Genomic DNA, 12,670 nt, shown 5'->3' with positions numbered 1-12,670 from the left:
TCTTTGGCATTAATGATCCTTTAATGAAAGATCAAAGTTCTCCGGCTTTGAAAACTTATTAAGTGGATTTACAGACTTAAAAGAAAGAAAAATAACAACCACTATTATTAGCTGTATTACTCCTATTGCCCAAACAACAAATAAAAGTGGCGCTACCTGATTAGCTGTATCCGGATTACTGGTCAAATGATAAATTGCGACCAGGTTAATTAGCTGTACCATTAGCAAGCCTAATACGGAAAAAACCAGTACCCACGTAATCCCAGGCACATGCTCTCTGATGCTGCTGTGCACTTTAGCAATAAAACCAGTTTTTACGACTAAAGTGCCTTCCCTGGTAACATATGACCTTGATTTTTCAGGAGCTTCAGACATGCCTTTGGATTTCAGGGAGTCCTACTTTGCCAGGTTGCAATTAAGCAGTAAGGGATTATGGGTTTGATAAGTTTTTCTATAACCCCCATCGCCCACTTTGATTCAACATAACTTGACAAAGTCGGATTCGTTAACCTTATAACCAAATTCGGCGATCATTTAGTTTTCAAATAAGCTACTTTAAGAAAAGATTTTGTGAATTTCTTTATAAACAAGCAAGATTTTCTTGTTGTCTAAATAAGAAAGGCAGCTCCAAATACCCCTGCACTATCACCCAGGCATGGTTTTAGGAATTGCACATCAGGTTTAGGGTTAAAAACATGCTTCATCACCTCCTTCACACCACGAGAGTACAGCTCATCAATATTCCCCACTCCACCTCCCAAAATAATAGCATCCGGATCCAGGATGTTAATAACGACAGCCATCGCTTTTCCAAAGAAATGGATCAGCCTGTCAATCGTAGTAACGGCTACCAGGTCCCTTCTGTCTTTGAAAGCTTCAAAGATTGCTTTCAGGTCCTTTTCCTGGCCACATTGTGCTTTATAAAATCGCTCAAGCGCCTTGCCTGAAAGGATCGTTTCCACACAGCCTCTCCTCCCGCAATAACATTCGCCCCCGGAATCATCGAGAAAATTATGACCCCATTCGCCACCAATACCTTGCCGCCCATTAATAACCTGTCCATTTACCACAATACCTCCACCAACTCCCGTACCCATAATTACTCCAAATGTCACTCTGGCTCCAGGAGCTGACTCCTTTACAGAGCCCATCATGGTTTCGGCAAGTGCAAAACAGTTCGCATCATTGGCGATGGCTATAGGAATCCTGAGTTTCTTTTCCAGGTCCTGTTTCAAAGACTTACCATTCAGGCATACAGTGTTGCTGTTCTTCAATGTCTGAGTTGCGGGGTCCAGCGAACCGGGTGTTCCAAAGCCAATTTTCCCAGGTAGAAGACCCGATTTACGGGCCATATGATCTATAAGCAACTGAATCCGACCCAGAATATGCATATATCCTTTGTCTGACTCAGTAGGAATACGCTGACGCCAGATCACTTTGGGTCTTTCCCTGCTCTCCAGAATTACCCCTTCGATCTTCGTACCTCCCAGGTCTATTCCCCAAACTGGCATTAATCTTTCAGTTTATAAAGTACTCCCTGCCAGGGCAACAATTCAAATCCTTCTCCAACCTGCGAATCAGTTGGATAATTGTTAAAGACTTGCTCCACATTCTTGAAGTGAAACTTATTATCTGGTCTGAAAGTAACGTTATCACTACCGAAATTGAGTATCGCCAAATATTGATTACTTTCATCCCACCTCCAGTAAGCGTAAACCTTTGGGTCATCAAGATCTATGCAAGCATATTTACCATAGATCAATGTTGGGTGATTCTTACGCTCCTTTAGCAAATGCCTGTAGAAATTCAGAATGGAGCTGCTATCATTTTCTTGCGAGGCTACATTGATTTGCCGGTAATTTGGATTTAGCTTGATCCAGGGTTGTCCACTGGTAAAACCAGCATTCTCTGAAGCATCCCACTGCATCGGAGTGCGAACGTTATCTCTCCCCTGACGATGAACGGCTTTTAAAAAAGCATCCGGATCTCCTCCTCTGGCCTTTATTTCCTCCAGCTCATTTTTCACCTCCACATCCCGGTAGTCTCCAAAGGAATCAAATTTTACATTGGTCATACCTATTTCACTACCCTGGTAAATGGAAGGTGTCCCCCGGTGAGTCAAAATCAATAGAGCCAGTAGCTTGGCCGCCTCTTTATGAAACGCTCCATCATCGGCAAACCTGCTCACCATTCGCGGGAAATCATGATTATCCAGGAAAATGCTCAACCACCCGGAGTCTCCCATGGCCTTATCCCAATCCACAAAAACTTTTTTAAAGTCCGGCAGAGTAAAATCCACCGGATCATATTTCCCTCCGGGACCATGATCGATAAACATGTGTCCGAAATGAAAGATCATATCCAGCTCTTGACGGTTTTCACCCACATAATCTATTGCTATCTCTTTCGTAATGCCCGGTCCTTCGCCTACAGTCATCATATCATACTTACTCATGACTTCCTGATGCATTTCCTGCAAAAATTCATGCACTCTGGGGCCATTAGCGTAGACCTGTTCGATCACTTCGTTGAATTCCATATCAGGGTCTACATCTGTGAACTCCCGCTTGGATATCAAAGGAATAACATCCATACGAAATCCATCAATACCTTTATCCAACCAAAACCGCATCAGCCTGTAGACCTCCTGTCTCACCTCAGGGTTTTCCCAGTTCAGGTCGGGTTGTTTCTTAGTGAAAAAATGGAGGTAATATTCGCCCGTCCGATGATCGAGCTCCCAAGCGCTACCTGAGAAGAAGGATTTCCAGTTAGTAGGCGGGCCCCCGTTCTTCCCCGAACGCCAGATATAATAATCCCTTTTTGAGTTATCTCCGGAGCTTCCGGATTCCTGAAACCATTCATGCTCATCTGAAGTATGATTTACAACCAAATCCATTACCAGCCTCATGCCCCGGCTATGAACACCTTCCAAAAGGTGATCAAAATCCTCCATGGTGCCAAACTCATCCATGATGTCATAATAATCACTGATATCATAGCCATTATCATCATTGGGGGATTTGTATACCGGCGAAAGCCAGATAATATCCACATTCAGGCTTTTTACATAGTCAAGTTTCTGAATGATACCCTGAATGTCCCCTATTCCGTCTCCGTTGCTATCGTTAAAACTTCGCGGATATATCTGGTAGATAACCTCTTCTTTCCACCATGTTTTTTTCATATTGCTATCTTTTGTTGTCTCCCGCTGATCCCGGAAATAGGTGCAGATGAATGATCCGCGTATTTCTGTATTCCGAAGGTTCGGAATCTGCGGGAGAAATTTAATTATGTGAAATGGCTCGCTACATGAATGGCCCGTTCAAGCCATGTTTTTTCCTGCTTCTGACGCTCTTCCGACCAGTTATGGGTTGTTTTTAAATGTTCGAAAACAGGTTCTATCAGCTTTGGAATGGTTTTAATATTAAAGTACAGTCTGCCTGTTCTCCTTTCGAAAAAATCAAGCAGAGAATGAACAGATTCATTTTCGATCGTAAAATCAAGCTCTGCGAGGGCTAGTCGAATTTCCGGATCTTCTTTTTCCAGGTTATTAAATAGCTGAAAAATATCTTCTGTCTGCTTACCATAGTTACTTACCAGGTACTCAGCATAATAAGGATCGAGTCCCACCTTTTCTACTCTCTGTCTGATCTCTTCCTGGTACCTTTTCACATCATTCCCATCCTTAAACCCCCCACCGGAAAGAATAATCCTATCAGTGGTACATTCAGGGATTTTTCTTCCATCTTCTTCCCTGATCTTTTTTGCCAGCCGATCAACGATCCGCTCGGCCATTTTACGGTAGCCCGTTAGCTTGCCACCTGCAATTGACAGCAATCCGCTTTCTGATTCAAAAATCTCGTCTCTGCGGGAGAGCTGAGATGCAGACTTACCTTCCTCCTCTATCAATGGCCTGAGACCAGCCCAGCTGGATTCCACATCACCAATTGTCAGGTCGATCTCCGGGAAGATATGCCTGACTCCATTGATCAAATACTCCACGTCTGCTTTATCCGTACGCACATCATTGATATCTTCATGGTAATCCGTATCGGTAGTTCCAATATAAGTCACACGGTCTCTCGGGATAGCAAAAATCATTCGCCCATCAGGAACATCGAAATAAACTGACTGCTTCACAGGGAATTTATTATGAGGCAGCACGATATGAACTCCTTTGGTCGGATGCAGATGTTTCCCCTGCAGCGATTTGTTCTTTTTGCGGATCTCATCTACCCATGGTCCCGCTGCGCTAATCACATAATCTGCTTTAAGCTGATGAGTAGAACCCTGAAGATGATCCTGCCACTGAATCCCACTAATCTTACCTTCATTATAAATAAAATCAGTCGCTTCAGCATAACTAATGATGTCTGCCCCGAACCGGGTGGCTGACTTAAGGATCTCAATGGTCAACCTGGCATCATCAGTTCTGTATTCAGCATAAATCCCCCCGCCTTCCACCTTTGACTCATCCAGAAGCGGTTCCTTTTCAAGGGTTTCTTCCTTACTCATCATTTTACGCTGATCCACCTTCTCTACTCCTGCCAGTACATCGTAGACCATCAGACCAAATGAGGTCAGGATCTTGCCATAGGTGCCATCTTTGATGAGAGGGAGCAACATTTTTTCCGATTTCACCAAATGCGGAGCCAGCTTATGCACCACCGCCCGCTCCTGGCCTACTTCACGCACCAGGGCTATCTCAAACTGCTTCAGATAACGCAAACCTCCATGGATCAATTTAGTGGACTTGCTGCTTGTGCCCGAGGCAAAATCGTTTTTCTCTACCAAAGCAGTCTTTAATCCCCGGGAAGCAGCATCTAAGGCAATACCTGCACCTGTCACACCTCCACCTATGATCAGTAAGTCATAGGTCCTGGTCGTGAGCTGTTTTATCAGTTCCCCCCGATGTTTTGCATTGAAGACATTCATTATTCTTTCGCCCAGTTAAATGTTCGCTCCACAGCTTTTTGCCACTTAGCATAGAGCTTATCTCTATCTGCTTCAGGTAATTGAGGTTTAAACCTTTTTTCTGTTTTTCGAATTTTTTTGATTTCCTCAAGGGTCCAGATGCCCGCTTTTAAACCTGCCAGGTACGCTGCCCCCAACGCTGTGGACTCTACGATAGCAGGTCGATCCACCTCAATACCCAAAATATCTGCCTGAAACTGCATCAGATAATCATTGGCCGTGGCTCCCCCGTCTACCATAAGGCTACCTACCTCAATACCGGAGTCCTGCTCCATGGCTGTTTTCACATCCCTGGTTTGAAAGGCAATGGATTCTAAAGCCGCCTTGATAATATGGTTTTTCCCGGTATCACGTGTCAGGCCGAAGATGGCACCTCTCGAGTACTGATCCCAATAGGGAGCACCCAATCCCGCAAATGCCGGTACCAGGAAAACATCCTGTGTCTCCACCTTCCGGGCAAAGTATTCGGAATCTTCTGCATGATCAAGAACGCGTAAACCATCCCTGAGCCACTGGATAGCTGCCCCGGCAATAAATATGCTACCCTCTAATGCATAGGTAAGCTCATCCCCTGTACTACAAGCCATAGTTGTCAAAAGTCCATGCTTAGAAACCTCGCATTTATTGCCGGTATTCATCAGCATAAAGCAACCTGTACCATAAGTGTTCTTTGCTTCCCCAGGCTCAAAGCACGCCTGCCCAAACAGCGCAGACTGCTGGTCCCCCGCTATACCCACAATAGGAATGGAAGCTCCCTTATATTCAAAGCTCCCAAAATGATGCGCCGACGGGTAAGCATCAGGTAACATAGAAGCCGGCACACCAAGCACTTCCATAAGCTCTTCATCCCACTTATTTTCTACGATGTTGTAAAGCATGGTCCTGGAGGCGTTGGTAAAATCGGTCGCATGAACCTTGCCTTTCGTAAGTTTATAGACCAGCCACGAGTCAATGGTACCGAAACACAGATCCCCCTTTTTGGCTTGCTCTTTCGCACCGGCAACATTATTGAGTATCCAGTGCACTTTGGTTCCTGAAAAATACGAATCAATCACCAGGCCGGTCTTTGATCGAATTTTCTCTTCAAGCCCCTTTTCTTTTAGCTCATCACAAAAACCAGAGGTCCTTTTATCCTGCCAGACGATAGCATTGTGCACTGGCTCGCCGGTCTTCTTGTCCCAAACCACAGTGGTCTCTCGCTGGTTGGTTATACCTATAGCAGTTATGGATTTGGGTGAGATCCCATAATCATTTAGAAGAGAACGAAACACCTCAAACTGAGTACTCCAGATCTCCTCCGGGTCATGTTCTACCCATCCGGATTTTGGAAAATACTGAGTAAATTCTCGTTGCTTTACACCAGCAATCTCGCCCTTTTCATTGAAAAGAATAGCCCGGGAGCTGGTGGTTCCCTGATCCAGTGCAACTACATAAGCCATATTCTTAATCGTTTTTTACCAAAATATTCCTACCACTACTGCTGTGATGAGCAACAGGATTATTGCCAGGTATCTATAATTTTTATACCACGGTAGTCCCTCTAATTCTCGAGTTTCCTCTTTAAACAATCTCACGCTCCAGGTCATATCTTCAACTACTTCAGTTTTTGGAGGCGGGGTCATCAAGCTCACCAACACATGTACAATCATACAAGATACCATTAGTAACGGTGCTTTATGCAAAAAGTGGATCTCATTTATCGCCGGAGCCAGCTCATAAGCTGTTGAGAAGATGAAGAAGATTGCAAAGCCCAAACCTGCTAACAGGGCAGCAAAAGCACCTGTGCCATTAGCTCGCCTCCAAAACAAGCCAACTAAAAAGACTGCCACCACCGGTGGTGCAATAAATCCAAGCACCATCTGAAGGTACTCCCACAAGGAGTCTGAGATCTGCTCAATATACTGGGTCCAGAAGGCCGCCAGCAATACCAAAACTACCGTAGCTATCTGTCCGACACGCACCAACTGCTTGCTGGTCAGCTTCGGGTTAAGTTTAGTCACAAAGTCCATGGTGATTAAGGTAGAGGCTGAGTTAAGGGTGGCAGAAATACTGGATGACATGGCAGCCAGCAATCCGGCAATCACTAACCCCAACAGGCCAGTGGGAAGAAGCTGATACAATAACACCGGATAGGTCATATTGGGACAATCCTTCAGGTTTTCACAAAGGGTTTCTGTTCCGGAGGCATCAGCCACCATGTAGTTCAGCCCGCTAATGTCCAGGTCTCCAAACAAAACAATGGCCATAACGCCCGGAAAGATCATGATGAAGATTACCGGTATTTTCATGAGGCCCGCGAATAACGCTCCCCAGCGACCATGATTTAGATCTTTGGCGCTCAATACCCGCTGAACCATAAACTGATTGTTGGCCCAGAAATAAAACCCCAACAGCGGTACACCAAACAGCAAACCTGTCCAGGGCATGTAAGGATCACTTACCGGTCCGGCCATATCAAAGACCTGATTAGCTGGTTTGGCAATGTACCCGGAATCGTGCATCGAATCCAGCCCGCTCATCAAGCCTGACCACCCTCCCACTTCAGTAAAGCAGAAGTAGGTCAGAATAATGGATCCAAGAATCAACAGGAGCGCCTGGATCACTTCCGTATGCACAACTGAAGAAAGGCCTCCCGGAATAGTATAAGCTGCAGCAGCAAGCGCTAAACCTATGATGATAAACGTAGAGGATATCTCGGGAAAAATGATTTTCAGTATCAGGTTTCCGGCATACAGGCCACTCGCAGTATCAATGATCACATTCCCAACGATGGTGATAAAGGAAAAGTAATACCTGGACCTGCTATCATACCGGCGTTCCAGAAATTCGGGCATGGTATACACCCTGGACTTGAGATAAAATGGGAGAAAAAAGATGGCAAAAAAGACCAGCACCACAGCTGCCATCCACTCATAGTTGTAAACAGCCGTGTTTGTCTGGTATGCATCAGAGGTCAGACCTATGAGGGTATTACTTCCTATGTTTGCTGCAAACAGCGAAACCCCCACAATGGGCCAAGTCATGTTTCGACCGGCCAGAAAATAATCTTCTGAAGACTGCTGCTTTCCTTTGGATATACCATACCAGATGATTCCCAGTATATACACCACGATGATGGCCAGATCAATAAAGCCGAGGGATACATTTTCCATTTAGTCAGGGTTGGATAGGTTTATACAATCCCTATTATAATAATAAATCAACAAAATTGTCACCCTTTTTAGAGGCTCTTTTACTGACCTTCTAATGCAAACGTTTGGATTTGAAAATTTTTTAAAATGATTTTTAGACGGACTAAAATCAGGCTACGTTTTCGGAAACTGACGATTAAAATACAAAGCAAAAAAGTAGTTTATAAAACCATGATTTGATTTAACTTTGCCATCCCTGATGCCGAAGTGGCGGAATTGGTAGACGCGCACGTTTCAGGGGCGTGTGAGAGCAATCTCGTGCGGGTTCGACTCCCGCCTTCGGCACTTTTTCTCTACGTCAGCCTACGGCGGACAAGCCCGCCTTCGGCACTTTTTGGCTCCCGAAGCGTCGGGATGACTTTTGAGCCTTTACTTTATTTCACAATCAGGGGTTCACCTACAAACTACTGTTCTGATCAACCTTGAATTTAGCAATAGGGTTAGGATTCAGCGAGTCAATCCTTGAGTTCTGCTTAATAATAAATCCGAAAATAGAATATCGAAATCCGAACAAAACAACAAAAATCCAATCGCTCAAAATCAAAAATGCACCTGGTTATAGCTCTTTGAATTTACTTTTCGGTAACATATAGAGCAAAACTGTCGTACCCCTTCAAACTATCACGATAGTATCGTACATTTGTTTTAGCAAGAAAAAAGGGCTATGCACCATAGGTATTCCACAAATGATCTATCCTCATATCTATTTTGGGATCTGGACATAGATATCATAAATTTTGTCGACTCCAAAAATACTATTATCCATAGGGTTTTGGAATATGGCACATTACAGGATTGGAAAATCATCAAGGAGGTGTATGGGTTGGAAGAAATCAAAAAAACGAGTGTGAAGTTCAAAGACTTAGATCCGGTAACGCTCTCTTTCCTGTCTCATTATTTTTCACTCAAGAAAACCGAATTCAGATGTTATGCAAGCAGGCAGTCAACACAAAACTCTTGGACCTCCTGATCCACCTGATGCAAAACCCCTTATTCAAAAGTTTTAATCTTGTGGAGGAACTTCACTGGCTCTGTAGATCGGACACAGAATATCCGTAGATCTGGGATCATATCAAATCCAAAATCCGTACAGAAACCAAAAAAGTATTGTGAAATGGGTTCATTGGAAAATCTACTCCCCATGAAAACCGATTCAGTACCTGGCATCCTCAGCTAAAAGTCCCAAAACCACTCCATTAGTCCAGCCAAACCCATCCTGAGTCGGATATTCTCCCCCGCCTGCTATCAGCGTAGTATCTACCACGTTATATTTTTCCATCATCTTGCCTGTATTCACAAATACTTTCTGATTTACCCGGATCCACCGACGGGAAATTTCATCGGCTAACTCCTGCTGACCGTAATGTTCCAGCCCCTTAATGGCTATCCACTGAAGGGGCGCCCAGCCATTTGGGTAATCCCACTGCTGTCCCGACTCAATGGTGGTGGTAACCAATCCCCCTGGCAATAAAAACTTATCTTCAATGATATTTGCCTGGGCCTCTGCCTGAGATTCAGACGCCACTCTGAAATAAAGGGGATATGCTCCTGCTAACGTAAGCTGATTTACGGGTAGATTTTCTTTCCAAAGAAAATCAGTGAACGCCTGATGATCTTCATTCCAGAAGTATTGCTGAATAGCCTGTTTGCGACTGTATGACCGATTTCTGAATAATTCAGCCTCCTCCGTTTGACCTGTCTGTTCGTACAAACGCTCTAAAATCACCTCAGTCTGGTAAAGCAAACAATTCAGATCAACTGGTAAAACATCCGTAGTGCGAATGCTTGAAAAGTCCTCCTTATCCTCAAACCAGCGGGTACTGTAGTCCCAACCTGATTCAGCACCGGCACGTAGATTTCTATAAAGTTTCTGTTTCGCTTCTTCACCATCCAGACCCTCTGCCAGCTCAAAGTCTTCTTTATGGGACTCTGGTCTGGGGAAGTTCAGATTGTCCCAGTACCTGTTCAGAATTGTCCCATCCTTAAGCTTCACCACTCTACCTGAAGCTGGTGTATCTTCAGATAGCTTGTCGGCCCCTTTCATCCAAAAATCATATTCCTTTCTAATCTGCGGCAAATAGACTAATCCCGAATCCTTACCTGTCAATTGCATATAGAGATTGACCATGGAGGAAAAATACGGAGGCTGACTTCTTCCCAGATAGTAAGCCCGGTTGCCATTTGGAATAAAGCCTACTGAATCGATCAGAAAAGCAAAGTTGTCTATCATGGACCTGATCAGATCGTCCCTGCCAGAAACTCCCAGGCCGATCATGGTAAAATAGCTATCCCAATAATAAACTTCACGGAATCGTCCACCCGGCACCACATATTGCTCAGGCAAAGCTATAAGGGTTGACAGGCCAGTAGTTGTTGAAGCATCTCTGGTGAGGTAATCCCAGTGCTTTAAAAGGTGTTCTTCAAACTCCTTTGTGCGGTCAAACTCAGAGGTAACCGGGGTGGGAGGTAGCTGAAAATGCGCCTCAACAAAATCTTCCAGGTTAAAATCAGGATCATTTTTCTGTGCCTGGTATTTTGCCACAATTTCCTCCGGAGCAATTTTTGGTTTGCAGTCAACAAAGGTTTTGGAATCGGGGAAAACACCCGCCATCTGAACATCATGAAACAGCGGCTCCAGGGATTTCCAGGGTTTGTATAAGCCCGACTCTGATACTACTTCCTGCTTAGGTTGGGTGCATGAAAAAAATAGCAGTACCAAAAGGCCTGCTATCTTTATACTGGATACTATTTTCATGTGTTTAATAATTAGCTTTTAGCACTTAGCCTTTGGCTATTAGCCTTTATTTGGCTGTTTTCAAGGTATTGTCTATCATCTTTGCCTCCCTAAGCCTCGGGATGACCATTGACTAACTAATCCTACATTTTCAAATTGCAATTAAGCAGTAAGGAAGTATGGGTTTGATAAATTTTTCTATAACCCCCATCGCCCCCTTTAAAAAAGAAAAGGGGAATATTTGTATCAAACCCATACTCCACTATGATCATTCAACATAAACTTGACAAAGGACTAATCCACCAATCACCAATCACAAGTCCACCAATCACAAACTCCCCATTGCTCATTGCCTATTGCCTATTATTCACTACCACTGCCACAGCTTTTAACTCCTTAACTGGTTAGTTGCTTGCTACTGTATTATCTGTTCTTGTTTTCAAATTTTTCACCACAAATTCACCTACCTGCTCCCCTTGAGACACCCCTTCATCAATGGCCATACGGTAGTGTATACCCCCATACAATCTACTCAATGCCGCTTCTTCGGAAGCCTGCAAAAACGAGTCAAACTTCCGGGTTGGTAATCCATATTCATTTTCAGTGGTATCTGTAAATGCAAAATTATCTCCATAAAAGTCGGTAAGGGTAACAGCTGCAGCCCGGGAAATCACACTGTGACCGCTGGTGTATTCAGGAAATGGCGGGGTCTGAAGCAATGGCACCCACTGCTCATCCATATACTGATTGATCAAGGTTTCAGGACGCACTACTATACTTCTCCACTTTTCATCCCAGCAGCTGATGAAGCCGTCAAACAGGGCTATTGAAGTACGAGTGTAAGCCTCTACAGTTTCTTCAAAGTCTGAGCCAGCAGTACGGGTAGCTATGGCTACAATCCCGATCCAGTGTCCTCCCGGAGTAATCTTTTTGGTGGCAAACATGGCATGTCCCCGGTGGTGGGAAACATAGGGGTTGCAATCCCAGAATTTGGCAATCTCCTTACCCTCAGCATCCAGGTTTCTACCTACGTCATAAACTTCTTTCAGCTCCTTATAAAATTTGCTGTCCTTATCCATCGTCATTTCCAAAGGAGGCTTGGGAATAAATTGGTGAGCCGAATCAAGTACCATAGGCCGGATCTTGTTCCAGTGGGGTTCAATACCTTCCATGTAATCAGGTGGAGTAGGTTTCCATTTAAAGGTCTCACTCTGCACCGTATATTTAGGAAAAGTACGAGTCTGCTTATACATATCTCCGTCAGCCCATTGTAAGATATGTTTGGCTACTGTTTCGCCATATTTTAAGGAACTTTCCTTAACACTTGAAGGCAAGCCGTTCTCTTCCAGCTGGCTGTAAAAATTTTCACGGTAGGCATCCATTTTATCCTCTGAAAAAATCAGGGTTGTCCCAACGGTAAAAAACGCGTGAATGCTTGCCAACTTTGGATTAACCGGCTCCCCTTTAGGCGGATCAGGTACTTCAGTAAGATCCGTCACCTGTCCGGCCAGCGACCGAAGTGTGTCAGAATTAAACTTAGCCAGGACCTCAAATGCCGCAATATTAGGGTATACGTACACCCTGCTTGCTACAGGAGGCGAAAAAATATCATACACGATCACATCAGTCAATTGCTTCACCGCACCCTGGTATGATTCAGGGTCATTCAGAATGGCTTTGTATGCCGTATTTTCCTGACAGGAGTAGAAAAATACCTGAGCAAAAACGATCATTAAAAATACTCTTCTAATCATACTTCTTCAGCTTTAGT

9 protein-coding genes and 1 tRNA gene are annotated in these 12,670 nt (G+C 44.3%); 2 read left to right on the top strand and 8 right to left on the bottom strand.

Annotated elements, in window-relative coordinates; translation table 11 throughout:
• Window positions 1-9 precede the first annotated feature (9 nt).
• The 6 genes from AC3E9V_RS03055 to AC3E9V_RS03030 all read right to left on the bottom strand — a co-directional run bounded on the left by AC3E9V_RS03055 (window position 10) and on the right by AC3E9V_RS03030 (window position 8,126).
• Window positions 10-375 carry a hypothetical protein gene (locus AC3E9V_RS03055; protein ID WP_488751715.1) on the bottom strand — a complete coding sequence of 122 codons (366 nt, stop codon included), beginning with the start codon at window positions 373-375 and terminating at the stop codon, window positions 10-12.
• A gap of 233 nt (window positions 376-608) precedes the next feature.
• Entirely contained in the window at window positions 609-1,511 is a 903-nt protein-coding gene (locus AC3E9V_RS03050) for an ROK family protein (RefSeq protein ID WP_488751714.1), read from the bottom strand.
• Window positions 1,511-3,184 (bottom strand): alpha-glucosidase, encoded by a 1,674-nt coding sequence (locus AC3E9V_RS03045; protein ID WP_488751713.1) that lies wholly within the window; start codon window positions 3,182-3,184, stop codon window positions 1,511-1,513. The genes AC3E9V_RS03050 and AC3E9V_RS03045 overlap by 1 nt, the downstream gene beginning before the upstream one ends.
• Before the next feature lie 104 nt (window positions 3,185-3,288).
• Entirely contained in the window at window positions 3,289-4,935 is a 1,647-nt protein-coding gene (locus AC3E9V_RS03040; RefSeq protein ID WP_488751712.1) for a glycerol-3-phosphate dehydrogenase/oxidase, read from the bottom strand.
• The gene (gene glpK / locus AC3E9V_RS03035) at window positions 4,935-6,413 is read right to left on the bottom strand and encodes a glycerol kinase GlpK (protein ID WP_488751711.1); all 1,479 of its coding nucleotides are present in this window, start codon (window positions 6,411-6,413) and stop codon (window positions 4,935-4,937) included. The genes AC3E9V_RS03040 and glpK overlap by 1 nt, the downstream gene beginning before the upstream one ends.
• A gap of 15 nt (window positions 6,414-6,428) precedes the next feature.
• On the bottom strand, window positions 6,429-8,126 hold the full coding sequence (locus tag AC3E9V_RS03030; protein ID WP_488751710.1) for a sodium:solute symporter: 1,698 nt from the start codon (window positions 8,124-8,126) through the stop codon (window positions 6,429-6,431).
• 240 nt (window positions 8,127-8,366) lie between these two features.
• On the opposite strand from AC3E9V_RS03030, the gene AC3E9V_RS03025 reads away from it, so the two are divergent.
• Window positions 8,367-8,450 (top strand) — tRNA-Leu (locus AC3E9V_RS03025).
• 379 nt (window positions 8,451-8,829) lie between these two features.
• The gene (locus AC3E9V_RS03020; protein WP_488751709.1) at window positions 8,830-9,135 is read left to right on the top strand and encodes a DUF6922 domain-containing protein; all 306 of its coding nucleotides are present in this window, start codon (window positions 8,830-8,832) and stop codon (window positions 9,133-9,135) included.
• A 183-nt stretch (window positions 9,136-9,318) separates the two neighbouring features.
• Here the strand turns inward: AC3E9V_RS03020 and treF are convergent, their stop codons facing one another.
• Together treF and AC3E9V_RS03010 are read right to left on the bottom strand one after the other, a co-directional pair.
• On the bottom strand, window positions 9,319-10,920 hold the full coding sequence (gene treF / locus AC3E9V_RS03015; RefSeq protein WP_488751708.1) for an alpha,alpha-trehalase TreF: 1,602 nt from the start codon (window positions 10,918-10,920) through the stop codon (window positions 9,319-9,321).
• A gap of 383 nt (window positions 10,921-11,303) precedes the next feature.
• On the bottom strand, window positions 11,304-12,653 hold the full coding sequence (locus AC3E9V_RS03010; protein WP_488751707.1) for a vanadium-dependent haloperoxidase: 1,350 nt from the start codon (window positions 12,651-12,653) through the stop codon (window positions 11,304-11,306).
• Window positions 12,654-12,670: the final 17 nt, after the last annotated feature.

It is taken from the genome of Marinoscillum sp. HNIBRBA16962 (assembly GCF_057801515.1).
The sequence above is the reverse complement of the archived record's forward strand: the minus strand, read 5'-3'. Positions and strand labels throughout refer to the sequence as shown.